This window comes from Haloarcula sp. JP-L23 (genome assembly GCF_011602445.1).
Classification (GTDB): Archaea; Halobacteriota; Halobacteria; order Halobacteriales; family Haloarculaceae; genus Haloarcula; species Haloarcula pellucida.
On the sequence record NZ_CP050014.1, the window covers coordinates 1,823,818 to 1,840,891 of the forward strand.

Below are 17,074 nucleotides of genomic sequence, written 5' to 3' on the forward strand. Positions count from 1 at the left end.
GCGGCAGCACAGACTGTGTCCGCCATGGAGTACTTCGAGGACCTCACAGCCGGTGACACACGGGAGTTTGGCGCCTACGAGGTCACGCGCGAGGAGATAACCACCTTCGCAGGCCAGTACGACCCACAGCCGTTTCACACGGACGAAGACGCCGCCGAGGAGTCCATGTTCGGCGGTCTCGTTGCCAGCGGGTGGCACACCGCGGCGATGACGATGCGACTGCTCGTCGAGCATCAGCTATCGGGGTCGGGCGCGATGGGGGCGCTCGGCGTCGACTCGCTCCGGTGGCCGACGCCGGTCTACCCGGGCGATACGCTCTCGGTCAGGACCGAAGTCGCCGAAAAGGACGTGTGGGACGAGGACCGAGGGCGCGTCGCCATCGAGGTGACCACGACCACGCAGGCCGACCAGACGGTTCTCTCGATGATCGGACAGGTTCTCTGGCGCCGTCGCTAGTCACCCGTGACCGATTGCGGCGTTCCGCTCCCGGCGGCCAGTAGTTGCTGGCCATCGTCGGTAATCCGGTAGACCGGTTCGTGTGAGACGCGCTCTATGAGGTCTCGCTCTGCGAGTGCTACGAACCGAGGCCGCGGCGATTCGACCGAGAGCGGACAGCGGGCAGCGGCGACGGTCGGGGAGTTCGGCCCGACCTCGGCGAGTGCCCACAGGAGTGCCCGGTCGACCGGGGCCGAAGAGTCTCCAGTTGGTTGTTGCATGGTAACGTCTAGCACGATAGTTCGGTGCCCAGAACTTAAACGTGTCGGCGAGTCCGAGCGCCGACGCCCTATCCGCAGATGTTTGCAGTCGCGTAGACGTCACCCTGTTCGGTGACGTTGATGCCGACGCCCATCCGTTCGGCGTTCTCGTAGCTCAGCCGTTCACGGTACGGTCGGGTCTCGAACCAGTTCTCGACGATGGCTTTCGCGACTTCGCGGTTGCCGGCGTTGAACTGCTCTTGGTTGTCTTCGGTGTAGGTTCGACCGGCGACGGTCTTTCCGATCGCTTCGAAGTCGTTGCCGTCTGGCCGGCGGGTGAACTGCTTCCCGGCCGCCTGGAACGTACAGGTGGTATAGAGGTCGTTTTTCCGGTATCGGTCGGCGCTGTCGACGCCGTCTATCTCGTGGACAGTCGCTCCCTCTCCGGCCATCGCCACACTGTGGCCTCGGGCCATCGATGCGATTTGGCGTGCGGTTCGCCCCTCTGCAGACATCGGGTCGAGCCGTCGCTCCTGTCGCTCTTCGTTGACGAACTTGACCACCAACTCCTCGATTTTGGTCTCGTTGTAGTATCTCGCTGGCACGTACGCTTCGCGCTCGGTCGGCTGTGGCGTCGACGTCTCCACCGGTGTCGCCGTCGCCGTCGCGGTCTCGGTCGTCGGCGTCTCAGTGGTCGGCGTCGAAGTACTGGCACCGCCGTCGCCGTCGTCGGCCGCGCCGTCGCCGGCTGTCTCAGTTTGTGCTCCGCCTTCGTCCTGCGGGGCGGCGGTCGACCCGCCGAGTTGCATCCCGACCACGATGCCGACGCTGAGTGCAGCGACGAGCACCACGATCGAAACCCCCAACACCGATTTATTAACCATGGTTCCCACTCATATCCCAGTTGGTAATGTAAGTTTCCCCCTACTGTGTTCTCGGACCCTCCGTCGGAAAGGCACATAAGCCCGCGGGGGCCACTCCCGGTATGGTCGAGAACGTCATCTGGCCCGCAGCGTTCGACGCGGACCGCTCACGCAGCGAAGGGCGCCGAGTCCCCCGTGACCTCGCCATCACGGAGCCGACAGTCGACGAGATAGCAAAGGCCGTCCAGCAGGTCGGCTACGACGCGGTCATAGAGCGTGACAAAGCCTACCCACGCGAGTACGAGGCGCGTGGCCGCGTGATCGTGAAAGACGCCGACGACGCGACCAAGACGGACCTCCTCGGGGCAGTGGCCGCGTACATGCAGGCCCTTCGCGAATGAAACGCGTCGGATCCGTCGTCAGGACTGCACAGGGGTTGGCTATCGTCCGCTCACCCGACGACAGTCACGCCTCGCTCGGGACGGCACTCGTAGACGAGGAACTCCAGACGGTCGGTGACGTAGTCGACGTGTTCGGCCCCGTCGACCGACCGTACATGGCCGTCTCGCCCGACGACGGCGTTCACCTTCCCACCCTCGTCGGCGCGGCGCTGTACGCGCGGTGACCGTCTGCGGGGGCAAGCGTCTCCGTAACGCTCAAACCCGGTCCTGTCGGAGGTTGTCGCATGGATAGGCGCTGGCGCGTCGTCGCTGGATGTGGACTCATCGGACTCATCTTCCTGTTCGTTCAGTTGGGGGCGCTGGCACTGGTCGAGCCGTTCAAATCCGCCGGCTATCAGGCCGTCGAGGACCCCTCCGACCCGACGAACAGCATCCTCTACATCGGAGCCATTCTGGTGGCGACCGCCGTGATGTTGCTGGCGTTTCGCTACGAGGCCGACCAGTTGATCCGCGCGCTCATCGTCTTTTCGGGGGCTTGGCTCTCGCTGTACGTCTTTCGCGTGTTGGTTCCGCCGCTCCTCGTCGTCGAGGACGTCAACGTCCTCGCGGTCGGACTTGCGGTCCTGCTGGGGCTCGGCTTGCTCGTCCACCCGGAATGGTACGTCATCGACGCTGCGGGCGCGGTGATGGGCGCGGCGGGTGCCGGGTTGTTCGGCATCAGTTTCGGAGTCCTCCCGGCGCTCGTCTTGCTCTCTGTACTTGCCGTCTACGACGCCATCAGCGTCTACGGCACCGAACATATGTTGACGCTGGCGTCCGGAGTGATGGACCTCAAGGTGCCCGTCGTCCTCGTCATCCCGCTCTCGCTGTCGTACTCGTTCCTCGATGCGACGACGCCGGACCCGACGGGCGACGATGACGATGCGGCCGCTGGCGGCGACGCAGGCGACGAGTCGGACGGCGCGGCCGACGAGGACGCCGGGCCGCTCGACCGTGACGCGCTGTTCATCGGCCTCGGCGACGCCGTCATCCCGACGGTACTCGTAGCGAGTGCCGCCTTCTTCGCGCCGGCGACGGTCGATATGGTACTCGGCATTCCACTCCCGGCCGTGACCGCAATGGTCGGCACCTTCGTCGGCCTCGTGATACTCCTCTGGATGGTCCTGAAAGGCCGAGCGCACGCCGGGCTACCGCTGCTCAACGGCGGTACTATCGCCGGCTACATCCTCGGGTCGCTCGCCGCAGGTATCACGCTCGTCGAGGCACTGGGCATCGCACCCTACCTCGCTTAGTCCATCGCGCTACTCGCGGGCGCGAAGGGGATCTCCTCACCGATACCGGCCTCGCGGGCGCGGTCGTACAGCATCTTGCCGGCGGCCACCGTCTCGATGGCCGTCCCGCCCGAATCGAAGACGGTGATGTCCTCCGGGGACTCTCTGCCCGGCGCGTCGCCGACGAGTACCTCGCCTAGCTCGGCGTGGATGTCGTCCTCGTCGACCGCTCCCGCCTCCATCGCGTGGATGAACGACCCGGCGTCTTGGGTCACGCGGGCCCGAAGGTCGGGCACGTAGGTCGCACGCTCGATGGTCGTCGTGTCGAGTTCGTGCTTTGCGGGGTGGTACTGTCCCATCGCCGTGACGTGTGTCCCCGGTTCGAGGACGTCGCCGTCGAAGACCGGGTCGCTGGCGTTCGTCGCCGTCACGACGACGTCGGCGCCCTCGACAGCGGCGGCAGAGGAGGCGACGGCCGCCACCGTCGCATCGAGGGCCTCGTTCATCTCGGCGGCGAACGCCTCTCGGTGTTCCTGTGTCGGCGAGAACACTTCCACGCGCTCTAGGTCCCGAACGCTCGCGGCCGCTCGGACCTGCCCTCGTGCCTGTGTACCGCTTCCGATGACCGCGAGGTCGGTGGCGTCGGCCCGTGCGAGAGCGTCGAGACCGACGGCGCCCGCCGCCCCGGTCTTCAGCGGATTCATGCTCGCGCCGTCGAGCAGTGCCAGCGGTTCGCCCGAGTCGGCGTCGAAGATGGGGAGTGCGAAGTGGGCGTCACGGCCCTCGAATCCCGCGGCGTAAGTGTAGCCTCCCATCGCCCCGTTTCGGGAAGGATTGCCAGATAGCCCGTGAGCATCCCGGCGGGGCGTCGTTGAAAAGCGTCGTCCGGGTTTCGCTGGGCGCCGTGGCCCCGTTCTCTGTAGCCCGCCCGGACGGGGTCGACGTACTCGTCCGGACCGGCGAGGTCAGCTATCTCGTCGCTCGTGAGGAACAGCGCTGTCGCGTCGGTCGACATACGTCCGTCTTCGGCCGACCGGTCCTTAACCTCGGTGGCGACACGCGGAGACAGCAGTAGAAATCTGTGACGGGTGCGTACTCTCAGTCCGCCGTCTGGACGGCGTCTGACTGTGCCCGAGAGTCGACCGGAACCGGGTCGACGGGAGCGCGGACGAACATCGCGTGGCCGATGAGGCCCACAGCCACGACTGATGCCATCGGAATCGCCGTCGTCAGGGCGAAGCCAGCGACCGAGAGGACACCGGTGATTCCAGCCATTGCGAGCGGGATGAGTCCAAGGACAACGTCGTAGTAACCCGTCATAAGTGTGAATTATACTTCGTACTATGGGCACATAAGTGTTTCCCGTAATCTTTGCATAGTATTCTATGTAGGCATCTGATACTTTGTACAAAGAGTTTCTGAGCCATTTCCATAACTTATGGAGATATAGATCGTCGGAATATCCGGTTAGAGGAGGTGTACCGCTGGTTTCTGTTCAGGCGAGCAGTAGTGAGGGAAAGCCACACGATAGCTGTTCTACGACTGACGGGACTGGGCTGTCGGAGGGTCGACGGAGCGAGAGGTGTGTCAGTAGGGCGGGCTTCGTTTCGGTCACCGGACGAACCCGAGGCGTTCGAACGCCTCCTCGGATTCGCGGAGTATATGCGCCTCTACTTGTAGTTTTCAGTCTTTGAGAACGTCGTTTGGTCGTGATTAATGCCCGATCGGCTGGTTTTTCGGAGTGATAACTAGAGGATAGTGCTTATTAACAACGGTGAAATACCGCATTATCACGGCAGTGAGGCGGGCGGCGCCGACTGCCATCAGGACAATGAGCACGAACGCCACGGACGACACGAGTGATGCCGGGACGGACGAATCGGCACGGCGATACGCCGAGCTGAACATCGGTGACGAGGAGTTCGTCATCTACGACCGAGAGAACCATCAGGCGTGGATTCAGTCCACGCTGTCACTCGACGTAGGCCAGCTTAGATAATCGTGGCGCCACGCTCGGCCACTGGCCGGTGGCCCGCTGACGAGGGGACACCAGCACCGACACGCTTGGTTTAATACCGCATTTTCACGACGAGAGGAGGACCGTCGCACTCGCTCGCCAGAGACACAGGAGCGCCCCGCCGATACCGACGGAGACGACAGCGAACGTGAGTGCGGCGTCACCGTGGAAGTACGCCGTCGCGCGCAAGGCTTGTGCGACGACGACGGCGAGGACCCAGCTCACGATGGTGACGCTCAGCGATCGCTTGAGGTCTACCGTGGCGTCACTGGCGTACATCCCTGCGACCCCGGCCACGAGGACCCACCCGATGAGAAACGGTGCCAGCGTCCCGGCGACGCGGCCGACGGCGACGAACGGGTTGTACCCGTGCGTGTACTCGCCGACGGCGACGAACAGGAGTATCGCGGCGACGTCGCCGACTGCGAGTGCCGCCGACGTGGCCGACAGTTCGATACGACTCCGACCGACCGTCGAGACGCTCATAGCACCGATTCGGCCCGGAATCACTTTTCTCTCTCGTTTTCCCTGACGCCGGCGACGGTGTAGCCGAAGCCGCGCTCTACGACTGTCGGATTCAGTCCCGCCGTCGCCACCCGCCGCGTCAGTTCGTCCGGCGTGAAAAAGACCGAAGCGAACCCGACGAGATGCTCTGCCGCGACGAGTCCCCGGCCGCGGAGCGTCGCGGGATTGAACTCCCGAACGACGAGGACGCCGCCGGGACGGAGGACCCGCGCGGCCTCCGAAATGACGGCGTCGACCTGCGCCATGTGATGGAGCGCGTCGACTATCAGCACCGCGTCGACGCTCTCGGCCGCGAGCGGGAGACGCCCGGCGTCACCCACGATGGCGACGAGGCCGTGACTGCGTGCTCGCCGGAGCATCCCGGGGGCGGCGTCTACGACGATTCGCTCCGGTAGGTCGAGTCGTCTGATGGCCCGCCCGGGGCCGCCACCTACGTCGACGACTCGGTCGACCTCTCGGGTCGCCAGCGCGAGTCCGCGTCGTAACTTGCTCGCCCGCGCCGGCGGCATCACGAGGTCGTACACCGGAGCGAACCGGTCGAACGCCCCGACGTCACCGTGCATACGTTCGCTTTCTCCGAGCGACCACAAAGTAGCTCTGGCGTCCGCAGGGTACAACTCGCTGGACGACGCCAGTAGTCGTATGGAGTTCGCCCTGCTCGGATGGCCCGATGACAGCCATCGACTCCGCCTCGACTACGAACGGTTCGCCTACGCCGGGAAGTTCGTGATGACTTCCACGGGGAAGGCCGTCGTCGGCGACGACGGCGTCGTGGCGGCGGCGGCGTTCGACGCGGACCACACCGACGCCGACACCCTGTGTATCCGCTATATCACCGTGCGACAGGACCGACAGGGCGAGCGGTTCGGCGCCGAACTCCTCCGATTCGTCCGCGGCCGGGCGGTACAGCGAGGGTACGACCGGGTGACCATCGGCGTCAACAACCCGTTCTCGTATCAGGCGGCGTACCGAGCGGGGTTTTGCTTCAGCGGCGAGGAACGCGGTCTCGGGGAACTGGCACTCGAATGGCCCGGTGACCGTGACCCTGTCCAGTATCGGGCCGGACTCGACCTGTTTCGCGACCGTGACCTCTCCGAGGCGGAAGCGTCGTTCCTCGCCGAGAAACGCGACGCCGACCCGCCCGCCGTGGTTCCCGCGCCCGCTTAGACCGGGTTGGACTCGAACAGGCGCGCCTCACAGTCCCCACAGGTGACCGCTGCCACCTCGTGTTCGCTACAGCACGACTGTACCGTCTCGGTGCCGAACGTCGGCGTGCCGCCACAGCGCGGACAGGTATCGATGAACAGTCGAAGACCGTTGAGCACCTGTCCGCGCTGCTCGACCGAGAGAGTGTCCCAGTCGTCGTCCCGCTCCTGTAGTACCGTCGCTGCGGCGACGTCGGCTTCGAACGCCGGGCGTGACTCCCACGTCCCGACGTGGCGCTCGTCGACGTACGCGCGGAACGCGTCGCCGTACTCCTCGAACTCGACCGACGACGCTTTGACGCCCAGTCGTTCGAGCAACGCCGCTCGGTCCGGGTCGAGACTGTCGACCGCGTCCTGCCACGCCTCGCTGTACCACTCGGTGAGACACAGGTCGTCACCGCAGGGTTCGACGGCGCCCACCTCCAGTAGCACACTCTCGACGTCTATCTCCGAGACTGGGTCGGGACTGTGTGCCTGCTCCGTCGGGTTCTTCCCGAACAGTCGCAGGACTCGCGTCGGGAGATATCGCTTCGTGAGCGTCGGCGTGCCCGGGACGAGATAGCCGCGCAGATAGATGGCCGCCGCCGCCGGCAGCGCGACGGCCAGTGCGGCCGGGACAGCGAGTGCCGTCGCCCCGACCTCGACGGCGACACCGGCCGCCAGCATCGAGAGGACCGCGGCGACGAGGCTGTTGACGACCGTACACGGGAGACAGCGGTTCGCACCGGTGTACTCCGGTCGACGGAGCGTGTCGACGACTGTCATATCTATTGGATGTGACAGCCACCCGTTTGTATCTTGCTCGTCCCGGGAGATTCAAACCGCTGTCTGACCAACGGCCGGCAATGGGAAACGCAGACCTTCGCTCGCTGGCGGTCATCGAAGACGTGTCGTTCGAGGACTTAGACGGGGGCATCGTCGCCGTCGACGCCCACAACTGGCTCTATCGCTATCTGACGACGACGGTCAAGTTCACGAGCGACGCGAAGTACACGACGGCCGACGGCACGGAGGTGGCGAACCTCATCGGCGTCGTGCAGGGGTTGCCGAAGTTCTTCGAACACGACCTGACGCCCGTGTTCGTCTTCGACGGGGCCGTCACCGACCTCAAGGACGACGAGGTGGCGAAGCGTCGCGAACAGCGTGAGCGCTACGAGGACCAACTCGAAGATGCCCGCGAGGCCGGCGACGCGACCCGCGTAGCGAAACTGGAGTCTCGAACCCAGCGGCTCACCGACACCATCGTCGAGACGACGCGGGAACTGCTCGGTCTGCTCGACGTGCCCGTCGTCGACGCCCCGGCCGAGGGCGAGGGGCAAGCGGCCTACATGGCCCGGCAGGGCGACGTCGATTACGTGGGAACCGAGGACTACGACGCGCTGCTCTTCGGGGCGCCGTACACCCTGCGCCAACTCACCTCCAGCGGCGACCCGGAACTGATGGACTTCGAGGCGACGCTGGCGAAACACGACCTCACGTGGGAGCAACTCGTCGACGCCGCCATCCTCATGGGGACCGACTTCAACGAGGGCATCTCGGGTATCGGCCCCAAGACGGCGGTCACGGAGATTCACGAACACGGCGACCTCTACGGCGTGCTAGAGGCCCGTGGAGACCACATCGACCACGCCGACAGAATTCGGTCCCTGTTCCTCGACCCCGCTGTCACCGACGAGTACGAGATTCCGACCGACGTCGACCCCGACCTCGACGCCGCACGGCGGTTCGTCACCGAGGAGTGGGAAGTCGACGCCGACGAAGTCGCTCGTGGGTTCGAGCGCATCGAGGAATCAGTCGTCCAGACGGGATTGGACCGCTGGACCTGAGGCCGAACAGCGAAAAACTCGGCGTGTTCAGACGACTGGTTCGACTTTCTCGACGGAGTCGAGTTTGCGGTTCCGAACCGCCTCGCCGGTCTTCGTATCGAAGACGTGGATCGCTTCTTCCGGGAACCGGACGGTGACGTGCTGGCCCCAGTCGATGTCTCGCATCCCGTCGACGGTGGCGATGAAGGTCGCGCTGTCGCTCGTATCGAACATCATGTGGACCGTGTTCTCGCTCCCGCGTGGTTCGACGACGTCGACGACGCCCTCGTAGTCGTGGCGCCCGGACTGACTGTCGATGACCTCGATGTCCTCCGGACGGATACCCAGCGTCAGGTCAGTCTTGTCGCCCAGTTCACGCGCCGTCTCCTCGGAGAGGTCGTACTCGAAGTCGTCGGCGACGAGCGTCGAACCCTGCCGCTCGACGTCGAAGAAGTTCATCGACGGTTCGCCGATGAACCCGGCGACGAACATGTTGTTCGGTTCGTGATAGCACTCCAGCGGCGTCGCGGCCTGCTGGAGGATGCCGTCGTTGAGAATCGCGATGCGGTCGGACATGGTCATCGCCTCGGTCTGGTCGTGCGTGACGTAGACCGTGGTTACGCCCAGTCGCTCCTGCAGGTGCTGGAGTTCGGTCCGCATCTCCGCACGCAGTTTGGCGTCCAGATTCGCCAGCGGTTCGTCCATCAGGAACACTTCCGGGTCCCGAACGATAGCCCGGCCCAGCGCGACGCGCTGTTGCTGGCCGCCCGAGAGTTCACCGGGCTTCCGGTCGATGAGGTCGTCGATACCGAGCAGGTCGGTCGCCTCGGTGACCTGCTGGTCTATCGCTTCTTCGGATATATCGGTCGATTGCTCCAGTCCGAACGCCATGTTCTCCCGCACGGTCATGTGCGGATAGAGGGCGTATGACTGGAACACCATCGCCACGTCACGCTGTGCGGGCGGTTGGTCGTTGATGACCTCGCCGCCGAGTCGAATCTCGCCGGAACTGATGTCTTCGAGTCCGGCGATCATCCGGAGCGTCGTGGACTTGCCACAGCCCGAGGGGCCGACGACACAGAGGAACTCGCCGTCCTCGATGTCGACCGAGACCTCGTCGACGGCGACGATTTCGCCCTCGTCGTCGTCGTGGAAGATTTTCGTTACGTCGTCGAGTGTGAGTTGTGCCATTGTGTAGTCCTCCGTCGTCTATTCGGCGACACCTTTCGCGAACTGTTCTCCGAAGAAGATGTACACGAGCAACGTCGGTAGCGCGGCCACGATGGCACCGGCCATCGTCGTGTTGAACGACTGGACGACACCGCCAGTCAGGGCGGCCAGTCGCTGGGTCGCCACCTGTGACGCTGGCTCGTTGACGAGCACCAGTGCGAACAGCAGGTCGTTGTACACCTGCGTGAACTGGTAGATGAGCGTCACGGCGAACATCGGGAGCGACAGCGGGAGGATGATGTTCTTGTAGATGCTAAACGCCGTGGCGCCGTCGAGGCGTGCGGCCTCTATCATCTCGTCGGAGATGCCCTTGTAGTACGAGCGAAACAGCAGCGTACACATCGGCGTCCCGTAGGCCGCGTGGGTGATAGATAGCTGCAGCAGTTGCATGTACCCGCTTCGGATCGGGTACGTCCAGTTACCGCCGGTGATAAAGCCAAAAGCGGTGTTGACGAAGCCGTTCATCAGGTCGGGCAGAATCTGGTACCAGAACTGCGCGAGCGGGACCAGCACGGCCTGGTACGGGATGAAGATACCCGCGAGCACGATGCTGAACACAGCGACCTGTCCCCGCCAACTGATAGTCGTCAGCCCGTAGGCTGCCAGACTCCCGGCCATCGCCGAGAAGATGGTCGCCGGGATGGCCATCAGCATCGAGTTGATGAGCCCCGGCCGGAGCGTGTTCCACGCGGTCATCAGGGCACCGAGCGTGAAGCCGTCGGGGCTTGGCGGTGCGAACGGCACCGTCTCGACGAACTCGGTTTGCGTCTTGAACATCGTCATGACGGCCGTCTCCATCGGGAAGAGATAGAAGACGATGCCGAACAGTAGGACGACGTACAGCCCGATACGGCTGTTCTCCATGTCTCGCAGGGACTCGATGGGGTTGCGTGTAGACGTACTCATAGTTCACCTCGCTTGTATTCGCTGTAGAGATACGGCCCGATGACGAGTAGCGCGAGCAGGAACAGCACGATGGCGATGGCCGACCCGTACGCCCACCGGAGGCTGTCGAACGCCACGCGGTACATCATCGTCGCCAGGATGTCCATGTTCGCACCCGGCTGAGAGCCGCGGAGCGAGTAGATGAAGTCGAACGCTTTCAGCGCGAACACCATCAGCACCACAGACGCCGAGACGGCGGAGGCTCGCAGTTGTGGGATGATGACGCGCATGTACATCCGCACCGTCGACGCGCCGTCGACGCGAGCGGCCTCGTAGTGTTCGTCGGGAATCGCGCGCAGTCCGGCGAGGAACACGACCATCGCGTAGCCGCTGAACTGCCAGATGAGCGCGAAGATGATCGCCGCCAGCGCCGTCGTGTGCCACGACAGCCACTGGATGACGTCGGCGTTCACCGCCGCCGGTTTCAACAGCGTGATGACGAGACCTTCCAGATTGAAGAGGCGGAGCAACTGGTTGAACACGCCGTTTTTCGCGTTGTACACCCACGACCACATCGTCGCCGTCACGACGAACGAGAGGCTCATCGGGAGCAGGTAGATGGTCCGGAAGGTGTTCTCGAACCGGATGCCTTGGTCGATGAGGATGGCGACGAGCAGCCCGAGTGCCAGACAGAGGATGGTGAACACCACCAGCAACACGAGGGTGTTCTGTGTCGCCTGCCAAAACGCGCCATCGCTCGCCATCCGGACGTACATGCTGAAGTCCAGTTGGCTGTAACTCGGCTCTCCGAGCCCCTGGAAGTCCGTCAGCGAGAGGACGGCGTTCCAGGCGATAGCGCCGTAGACGAAGAACACCGCCAGCAGCACAGGGGGGAGCCAGAACGGCGCGGATTCGATGAGTTCCCACTGCACTGGCAGGGAGTTCCGGAGGGTGTCACGCCGCCGTTCGCCCACCGCCGCTTGGGTCCCACCATCAGTCGCAAGTGTTTGCCCGTCCGATTCGTCTCTCGATACCACCGACCGGAGTGAATCTCCGGCAGTTCTGAGTCTATTGAGTATCTCGCGCATAGTTGTGTCAGTCGTACGCGGACGTGAGTTCGTCGTACACCACTTCGGCGGTGCGGGCGCCCTGCGTACACTTCGAGCGGGACGCCACTGTTACGGGTCCGCCGCTGCCTGCTGTCGTGTCGTTCACCCACCAGTGAACGCGTCTGCCCGCCGTCGAAACCGCTGGTGTACCACTGTCGCCCGTCGTCGTTCCGCCGTATCGGTCGCCGGCCACGCGGCCGTCACGACCGACGACGGGACACGCACCCGACGACGCTCCCGAACCGACCGGACGAGAACGTGACAGGTGTGTGACGGGGTCGTCAATCATGAGTGTCACCGTGGAGTCGAACTCATCCTAAGTGGATACACGCAACACTTAATGCTTCCGAATATTCATGCATGATTTCCACCCCCTCATACGCCCGAATTCAGCAGTCTCGGGGATTTATTGTGAAAAATAGTGAATGTATCTTCACGCCGTGTGGTTGATTGTAGCATGGTGTAGAATATCGGAATTATGGGGCCGAACGAGCCGATTTTCAGGCGATGCCTACTTGGGAATTATTTACTCGATACCGAGTATGACTCTCGACCGACCGCCGTTCATCTACGGGCGTTCGGCAACCCCTGTTTCGACTGGAATTTGGCAAATTTGTGTTGAAATAGTACCTCGGTCTTTCTACAGGCGCGACGTGAATCGATGGACTGTGCCAGTGCGTACCGGTGGGTTTTACGAGAGGGCGTTCGACCCACCGTACGTATGAGCGACGAGTTCAGGACCGAACGGGACAGTCTCGGTGAGATGGAGGTTCCGGCCGACGCGTACTGGGGCGCACAGACCCAACGCGCGATACAGAACTTCCCCATCAGCGACGTCACCTTCGGGCGCCGCTTCATCCGCGCGCTCGGTATCGTCAAGAAGGCCGCCGCACAGGCGAACCGTGACCTCGGGACGGTTCCCGAAGACAAGGCCGAGTGCATCATCGAGGCCGCAGACGAGGTCATCGCTGGCGACCACGACGCCCAGTTCCCGGTCGACGTGTTCCAGACGGGGTCGGGAACCTCCTCGAACATGAACGCCAACGAGGTCATCTCGAACCGTGCCACGGAACTCTACGGCGGCGAAATCGGCACCCGCGAGATTCACCCGAACGACCACGTCAACTTCGGGCAGTCATCGAACGACGTCATCCCGACGGCGATGCACGTCGCCTCACTGGAGGCCGTCGAAAAGGACGTCGTGCCCGCGCTGAAGACGCTTCGTGACGCCCTCGCAGCGAAGGAAGACGAGTTCGAGAACGTCGTCAAGACGGGCCGCACACACCTGCAGGACGCAACGCCTATCATGCTCGGGCAGGAGTTCTCGGGCTACCGCACGCAAGTCGAGAAGGGCATCTCGCGCGTACAGGACGTTCAGGGGCGACTCTCGGAACTCGCTCTCGGTGGGACGGCCGTCGGCACCGGTCTCAACACCCATCCCGAGTTCCCCGCGAAAGCTGCCGAGTACATCAGCGAGGAGTCCGGCGTCGATTTCCGTGAGGCCGACAACCACTTCGAGGCACAGGCCGCCCACGACGCGATGTCCGAGGCCCACGGCGCGCTTCGCACCGTCGCCGGATCGCTGAACAAGATCGCGAACGACCTCCGACTACTCGCGTCGGGGCCGCGGAACGGACTCGGCGAAATCGACCAACCGGAGAACCAGCCCGGCTCCTCTATCATGCCCGGGAAGATTAACCCGGTCGTCGCCGAAGCCGTCAACCAGGTCCACAAGCAGGTCGTCGGCAACGACGCCGCCGTCTCTGCCGGCGCCGCCGAGGGCCAGATAGACCTCAACCTCTACAAGCCGGTGCTCGCCTCGAACTTCCTCCAGTCTGCCCGCCTCATCGCTAACGGCAGCGAGGTGTTCGCCGAGAAGTTCGTCGCCAAACTCGAAGCCGACGAGGACCACTGCGCAGAGCGCGTCGAACAGAGCATGGCGCTCGCGACGGCGCTCAACCCCGCCATCGGCTACGACAAGGCCAGCAAGGTGGCGAAGACGGCCCTCGCCGAGGACAAGACGATTCGAGAAGTCGTCCTCGAAGAGGGCTACCTCGACGAAGACGAGGTAGACGAGGTGCTTGACCCGGCGAAGATGACCGAGCGAGGGATTCTGGGCGACGAGTAGCGAGGAGCGACGACCGAACGATAGTGCGGGAGTCGGTCCTCGAATAGCGAACGGCCACCATCGGGAGCCGTGGAGGATGGGGGGCGGGCGACGACTGGAGCGATGGTTCCTCAGCCTTCGTCGGCACCGACCCACCGCGGCGAGGGGACGTCCGTGTGACCGACGCGCTGGTACCAGAAACTGTACCGCACCGTCCTCGTCTCGGTCCGATACCGAACGTCGAGCCGGTGAATCAGCCCGTCACTGTCGACGACGAGAGAGACGGTGTACGACTGGACGTCCCGTCCAGCGGGGGATGTGCCGTTCGACCCGGTCACGCGGAAACACTCCGCCCCGTTCCAGCGAACACGTCGCGTTTGGCTCTCGCTGACGGTGACGTACCGCTCGATGTAGAACGCGGCTTCGGCGGCGAACTGGTCCTGTGTGAACTGAAGCGTGCCCGACGTCTCGGTGACGGTTCCGTCGTCCCGGCGTTCGTACCAGCGCTCGCCGTCGGCGAACTCGGTCTGCTCGTACTGCCCGAGGGTCTCGTTGGCCCGGTACCGCTGTCGGTGCAGTCGGTGGAGATATCGCCGAGGGCCGGCGACTCGCGTCGCCTCGTTCCGGAGGAGCGTGACCGTGCCGTTCGACGTCTCGGTCGTCTCTTCGTACCGTTCGTAGAACGTGTACGACCGGTTCCAGAGGGCCACCCGGTGGCCGGCAGCGAGCGTCTGGACGCGCTCGATACCGGCCTCGCCGATACCCGACGGCGGGTCGGAACTCGTCTGCCTGTCCGTCGCTGACTCGGGCACCGGCGCCGGCGTGACGACCTCGTCCGGGTTCCCACCGAGACCGACGATACCGCTACACCCCGCACTCAGGACGAGCAGACCGGCGAGTAGTAGCGGATGCCGACGCACACGTGGTGCAAGGTTGCGTCGGACAAAAGCACGAGGGCCGGAAGGGTGCGTTTTTTGCCCCCCGGTTCCGGACACTCGTCTATGACTGCTGCCGACTTCGACTACGAGGACCTTGGCCTCGTGGCCGGGCTGGAGATTCACCAGCAACTGGACACGGCCACGAAACTGTTCTGTGACTGCCCGACGGAACTGCGCGAACCGGAGGCGTCCGAGCGTTCGTTCACTCGCTATCTCCACCCGACGAAGAGCGAACTCGGCGAGATAGACGACGCCGCCCTCGAAGAGAGCATGGTCGACCGGGAGTTCGAGTACCTCGCGTACGACACGACCTGTCTCGTAGAGGAGGACGACGAACCGCCCCACCGGGTCGACCGCGAGGCCATGGAGACGGCCATGGAGATCGGCCAGCTCATGGACATGCACGTCGTCGATCAGGTCAACGTGATGCGGAAGATCGTCGTCGACGGGTCGAACACCACCGGGTTCCAGCGCTCGATGCTGGTCGCCAACGACGGCGAAATCGAGACGAGCGACGGCCCGGTCGGTATCGAGGATATGCTGCTGGAAGAGGAGTCCTGCCAGCGCGTCGAGGAGACCGACGACGGCGTCCGCTTCTCGCTCGACCGTCTCGGTATCCCGCTCGTCGAAATCGGCACCAAGCCAGACATCAGTTCCCCTGAACAGGCCCGCGAGGCCGCGGAGCGAATCGGGATGTTGCTTCGCTCGACGGGGAAGGTAAAACGTGGTCTCGGCACCATCCGGCAGGACGTCAACGTCTCCATCGCCGAGGGGGCCCGCATCGAACTCAAGGGCGTCCAGAGCCTCGACGACATCGACGACCTCGTCCGAAACGAGGTCCGGCGACAGGTCGAACTCGTCGACATCGCCGAGGAACTCACCGAGCGAGACGCGGCCGTCGGCGACCCGACGGACGTGACAGAGACGTTCGAGGACACCGACTCCGGCGTCATCGCTGGCGCACTCGACAGCGGGGGGCGCGTGCAGGCGGTCCTCCTGGAAGGGTTCGACGGCCTCGTCGGTCGTGAGATTCAGCCCGACCGACGGCTGGGGACGGAGTTCTCCGACCACGCCAAGCGACACGGCGCGGGCGGCATCTTCCACACGGACGAACTGCCCGCCTACGGCGTCACCGAAGCGGAGGTCGAAGCGCTCCGCGAGGCGGTCGGTGCCGGTCCGGAGGACGCCGTGGCGCTCGTGGCCGACGACCCCGAGACGGCCGAACTCGCCATCGACGCCGTCGTCGAGCGAGCGGAGACGGCACTAGAGGGCGTCCCCGAGGAGACGCGCGACGCGCTCGAAGACGGCACCTCCCGCTACCTCCGTCCGCTCCCCGGTGCGGCACGGATGTATCCCGAGACGGACGTGCCGCCGGTCGAGCCGGATGTGACCGAAATCGAGACGCCGGAACTGCTCACGGAGAAGGTCGCTCGCTACGAGAGCGAGTTCGGACTGGACTCGGGACTGGCCGAGCAAGTCGCCTACGGCCAGCGCTGGCCGCTGTTCGAGGCTGTCGTCGCCGACGGGGTCGACCCGACGCTCGCCGCGGGGACCCTCGAATCCACGCTGACCGAACTGCGCCGTGACGACGTGCCGGTCGCGGCGCTCACCGACGAACACCTTCGTGCGACGCTCGTTCTGGTCGACAGCGGTGAGGTGCCTCGCGAGGGTATCGAGGACCTGTTGACGGCGCTCGCAGCGGACCCGTCGCTCACCGCCGAGGAAGCCATCGAACAGGAAGACCTCGGAGGCGTCGACGAGGACGAGGTCCGTTCGGCCGTCGCCGACGTAGTCGAACGCCACGAGGAACAGGTCGCCGAGGAGGGAATGGGTGCGTTCTCCGCGCTCATGGGCGAGTGCATGGGTGCCCTGCGCGGGAAGGCCGACGGCGACACGGTCAGTGACGTGTTGCGCGAAGAGATACAGAAGCGGGCCTGAGATGCCGACGCGTTGATAGGTGGGCCGGTACACTTCTATCCCGCTCGCCTGTACGAACAGTATGTACGATATCGGGGATCACCTC

20 protein-coding genes and 1 pseudogene are annotated in these 17,074 nt (G+C 64.4%); 9 read left to right on the forward strand and 12 right to left on the reverse strand.

Annotated elements, in window-relative coordinates; all coding sequences use genetic code 11:
- Window positions 1-24 precede the first annotated feature (24 nt).
- Window positions 25-456: a MaoC family dehydratase gene (locus tag G9465_RS09355; RefSeq protein ID WP_166969274.1), complete on the forward strand. Its 432-nt coding sequence runs from the start codon at window positions 25-27 to the stop codon at window positions 454-456.
- Here G9465_RS09355 and G9465_RS09360 read toward each other — a convergent pair.
- Together G9465_RS09360 and G9465_RS09365 are read right to left on the reverse strand one after the other, a co-directional pair.
- Window positions 453-716: a hypothetical protein gene (locus G9465_RS09360; protein ID WP_166969276.1), complete on the reverse strand. Its 264-nt coding sequence runs from the start codon at window positions 714-716 to the stop codon at window positions 453-455. The two genes, G9465_RS09355 and G9465_RS09360, sit on opposite strands and share 4 nt — an antisense overlap.
- A gap of 68 nt (window positions 717-784) precedes the next feature.
- The gene (locus G9465_RS09365) at window positions 785-1,579 is read right to left on the reverse strand and encodes a CAP domain-containing protein (RefSeq protein WP_166969278.1); all 795 of its coding nucleotides are present in this window, start codon (window positions 1,577-1,579) and stop codon (window positions 785-787) included.
- Window positions 1,580-1,680: 101 nt separating this feature from the next.
- Between G9465_RS09365 and srp19 the strand changes: the two genes are divergently transcribed.
- The 3 genes from srp19 to G9465_RS09380 are packed head-to-tail and all read left to right on the forward strand — an operon-like array spanning window position 1,681 to window position 3,251.
- Window positions 1,681-1,959: a signal recognition particle subunit SRP19 gene (gene srp19 / locus G9465_RS09370; protein ID WP_166969280.1), complete on the forward strand. Its 279-nt coding sequence runs from the start codon at window positions 1,681-1,683 to the stop codon at window positions 1,957-1,959.
- Window positions 1,956-2,183 (forward strand): H/ACA ribonucleoprotein complex subunit GAR1, encoded by a 228-nt coding sequence (locus tag G9465_RS09375; RefSeq protein WP_166969282.1) that lies wholly within the window; start codon window positions 1,956-1,958, stop codon window positions 2,181-2,183. Before srp19 ends, G9465_RS09375 begins: the two co-directional genes overlap by 4 nt.
- A gap of 60 nt (window positions 2,184-2,243) precedes the next feature.
- Entirely contained in the window at window positions 2,244-3,251 is a 1,008-nt protein-coding gene (locus tag G9465_RS09380) for a presenilin family intramembrane aspartyl protease PSH (protein ID WP_166969283.1), read from the forward strand.
- On the opposite strand, the pseudogene G9465_RS09385 reads toward G9465_RS09380, so the two are convergent.
- Window positions 3,248-4,245: pseudogene (locus tag G9465_RS09385) on the reverse strand (ornithine cyclodeaminase family protein). The gene G9465_RS09380 and the pseudogene G9465_RS09385 overlap by 4 nt on opposite strands.
- A gap of 83 nt (window positions 4,246-4,328) precedes the next feature.
- Window positions 4,329-4,550 carry a hypothetical protein gene (locus G9465_RS09390; RefSeq protein ID WP_166969285.1) on the reverse strand — a complete coding sequence of 74 codons (222 nt, stop codon included), beginning with the start codon at window positions 4,548-4,550 and terminating at the stop codon, window positions 4,329-4,331.
- 511 nt (window positions 4,551-5,061) lie between these two features.
- Between G9465_RS09390 and G9465_RS09395 the strand changes: the two genes are divergently transcribed.
- The gene (locus G9465_RS09395) at window positions 5,062-5,229 is read left to right on the forward strand and encodes a hypothetical protein (RefSeq protein WP_166969287.1); all 168 of its coding nucleotides are present in this window, start codon (window positions 5,062-5,064) and stop codon (window positions 5,227-5,229) included.
- 84 nt (window positions 5,230-5,313) lie between these two features.
- Here the strand turns inward: G9465_RS09395 and G9465_RS09400 are convergent, their stop codons facing one another.
- Both G9465_RS09400 and G9465_RS09405 read right to left on the reverse strand, forming a co-directional pair.
- Entirely contained in the window at window positions 5,314-5,733 is a 420-nt protein-coding gene (locus G9465_RS09400; RefSeq protein WP_166969289.1) for a DUF3054 domain-containing protein, read from the reverse strand.
- Between the two features lie 20 nt (window positions 5,734-5,753).
- The gene (locus G9465_RS09405) at window positions 5,754-6,335 is read right to left on the reverse strand and encodes a class I SAM-dependent methyltransferase (protein WP_166969291.1); all 582 of its coding nucleotides are present in this window, start codon (window positions 6,333-6,335) and stop codon (window positions 5,754-5,756) included.
- Window positions 6,336-6,414: 79 nt separating this feature from the next.
- On the opposite strand from G9465_RS09405, the gene G9465_RS09410 reads away from it, so the two are divergent.
- Window positions 6,415-6,939 carry a GNAT family N-acetyltransferase gene (locus G9465_RS09410; protein ID WP_166969293.1) on the forward strand — a complete coding sequence of 175 codons (525 nt, stop codon included), beginning with the start codon at window positions 6,415-6,417 and terminating at the stop codon, window positions 6,937-6,939.
- On the opposite strand, the gene G9465_RS09415 is transcribed toward G9465_RS09410, so the two are convergent.
- Window positions 6,936-7,742 (reverse strand): hypothetical protein, encoded by an 807-nt coding sequence (locus G9465_RS09415; protein ID WP_166969295.1) that lies wholly within the window; start codon window positions 7,740-7,742, stop codon window positions 6,936-6,938. The genes G9465_RS09410 and G9465_RS09415 overlap by 4 nt on opposite strands.
- Before the next feature lie 80 nt (window positions 7,743-7,822).
- On the opposite strand from G9465_RS09415, the gene fen reads away from it, so the two are divergent.
- Window positions 7,823-8,803: a flap endonuclease-1 gene (gene fen, locus G9465_RS09420; protein ID WP_166969297.1), complete on the forward strand. Its 981-nt coding sequence runs from the start codon at window positions 7,823-7,825 to the stop codon at window positions 8,801-8,803.
- Window positions 8,804-8,830: 27 nt separating this feature from the next.
- On the opposite strand, the gene G9465_RS09425 is transcribed toward fen, so the two are convergent.
- Genes G9465_RS09425 through G9465_RS09440 form a run of 4 tightly spaced genes read right to left on the reverse strand, consistent with a single transcriptional unit; the run spans window position 8,831 to window position 12,295 of the window.
- The gene (locus G9465_RS09425; protein WP_166969299.1) at window positions 8,831-9,973 is read right to left on the reverse strand and encodes an ABC transporter ATP-binding protein; all 1,143 of its coding nucleotides are present in this window, start codon (window positions 9,971-9,973) and stop codon (window positions 8,831-8,833) included.
- 18 nt (window positions 9,974-9,991) lie between these two features.
- Entirely contained in the window at window positions 9,992-10,918 is a 927-nt protein-coding gene (locus G9465_RS09430; RefSeq protein ID WP_166969301.1) for a carbohydrate ABC transporter permease, read from the reverse strand.
- Window positions 10,915-11,985 (reverse strand): carbohydrate ABC transporter permease, encoded by a 1,071-nt coding sequence (locus G9465_RS09435; RefSeq protein WP_166969303.1) that lies wholly within the window; start codon window positions 11,983-11,985, stop codon window positions 10,915-10,917. The genes G9465_RS09430 and G9465_RS09435 overlap by 4 nt, the downstream gene beginning before the upstream one ends.
- A gap of 7 nt (window positions 11,986-11,992) precedes the next feature.
- On the reverse strand, window positions 11,993-12,295 hold the full coding sequence (locus G9465_RS09440) for a hypothetical protein (RefSeq protein ID WP_166969305.1): 303 nt from the start codon (window positions 12,293-12,295) through the stop codon (window positions 11,993-11,995).
- Between the two features lie 432 nt (window positions 12,296-12,727).
- Here G9465_RS09440 and G9465_RS09445 point away from each other — a divergent pair, with 432 nt between their 5' ends.
- Complete coding sequence (locus tag G9465_RS09445) at window positions 12,728-14,134, forward strand: aspartate ammonia-lyase (RefSeq protein ID WP_166969307.1); 1,407 nt, start codon at window positions 12,728-12,730, stop codon at window positions 14,132-14,134.
- 110 nt (window positions 14,135-14,244) lie between these two features.
- Here the strand turns inward: G9465_RS09445 and G9465_RS09450 are convergent, their stop codons facing one another.
- The gene (locus G9465_RS09450) at window positions 14,245-15,033 is read right to left on the reverse strand and encodes a hypothetical protein (protein ID WP_166969309.1); all 789 of its coding nucleotides are present in this window, start codon (window positions 15,031-15,033) and stop codon (window positions 14,245-14,247) included.
- An 81-nt stretch (window positions 15,034-15,114) separates the two neighbouring features.
- Here G9465_RS09450 and gatE point away from each other — a divergent pair, with 81 nt between their 5' ends.
- Window positions 15,115-16,989 carry a Glu-tRNA(Gln) amidotransferase subunit GatE gene (gatE, locus tag G9465_RS09455; RefSeq protein ID WP_166969311.1) on the forward strand — a complete coding sequence of 625 codons (1,875 nt, stop codon included), beginning with the start codon at window positions 15,115-15,117 and terminating at the stop codon, window positions 16,987-16,989.
- Window positions 16,990-17,074 lie beyond the last annotated feature (85 nt).

Excerpts from the sequence above, each read along its gene's own strand:
- G9465_RS09355 (WP_166969274.1), top strand. The coding sequence starts at position 25 with ATGGAGTACTTCGAGGACCTCACAGCCGGTGACACACGGGAGTTTGGC.
- G9465_RS09360 (WP_166969276.1), bottom strand. The coding sequence starts at position 716 with ATGCAACAACCAACTGGAGACTCTTCGGCCCCGGTCGACCGGGCACTC.
- G9465_RS09365 (WP_166969278.1), bottom strand. The coding sequence starts at position 1,579 with ATGGTTAATAAATCGGTGTTGGGGGTTTCGATCGTGGTGCTCGTCGCT.
- srp19 (WP_166969280.1), top strand. The coding sequence starts at position 1,681 with ATGGTCGAGAACGTCATCTGGCCCGCAGCGTTCGACGCGGACCGCTCA.
- G9465_RS09375 (WP_166969282.1), top strand. The coding sequence starts at position 1,956 with ATGAAACGCGTCGGATCCGTCGTCAGGACTGCACAGGGGTTGGCTATC.
- G9465_RS09380 (WP_166969283.1), top strand. The coding sequence starts at position 2,244 with ATGGATAGGCGCTGGCGCGTCGTCGCTGGATGTGGACTCATCGGACTC.
- G9465_RS09390 (WP_166969285.1), bottom strand. The coding sequence starts at position 4,550 with ATGACGGGTTACTACGACGTTGTCCTTGGACTCATCCCGCTCGCAATG.
- G9465_RS09395 (WP_166969287.1), top strand. The coding sequence starts at position 5,062 with ATGAGCACGAACGCCACGGACGACACGAGTGATGCCGGGACGGACGAA.
- G9465_RS09400 (WP_166969289.1), bottom strand. The coding sequence starts at position 5,733 with ATGAGCGTCTCGACGGTCGGTCGGAGTCGTATCGAACTGTCGGCCACG.
- G9465_RS09405 (WP_166969291.1), bottom strand. The coding sequence starts at position 6,335 with ATGCACGGTGACGTCGGGGCGTTCGACCGGTTCGCTCCGGTGTACGAC.
- G9465_RS09410 (WP_166969293.1), top strand. The coding sequence starts at position 6,415 with ATGGAGTTCGCCCTGCTCGGATGGCCCGATGACAGCCATCGACTCCGC.
- G9465_RS09415 (WP_166969295.1), bottom strand. The coding sequence starts at position 7,742 with ATGACAGTCGTCGACACGCTCCGTCGACCGGAGTACACCGGTGCGAAC.
- fen (WP_166969297.1), top strand. The coding sequence starts at position 7,823 with ATGGGAAACGCAGACCTTCGCTCGCTGGCGGTCATCGAAGACGTGTCG.
- G9465_RS09425 (WP_166969299.1), bottom strand. The coding sequence starts at position 9,973 with ATGGCACAACTCACACTCGACGACGTAACGAAAATCTTCCACGACGAC.
- G9465_RS09430 (WP_166969301.1), bottom strand. The coding sequence starts at position 10,918 with ATGAGTACGTCTACACGCAACCCCATCGAGTCCCTGCGAGACATGGAG.
- G9465_RS09435 (WP_166969303.1), bottom strand. The coding sequence starts at position 11,985 with ATGCGCGAGATACTCAATAGACTCAGAACTGCCGGAGATTCACTCCGG.
- G9465_RS09440 (WP_166969305.1), bottom strand. The coding sequence starts at position 12,295 with ATGATTGACGACCCCGTCACACACCTGTCACGTTCTCGTCCGGTCGGT.
- G9465_RS09445 (WP_166969307.1), top strand. The coding sequence starts at position 12,728 with ATGAGCGACGAGTTCAGGACCGAACGGGACAGTCTCGGTGAGATGGAG.
- gatE (WP_166969311.1), top strand. The coding sequence starts at position 15,115 with ATGACTGCTGCCGACTTCGACTACGAGGACCTTGGCCTCGTGGCCGGG.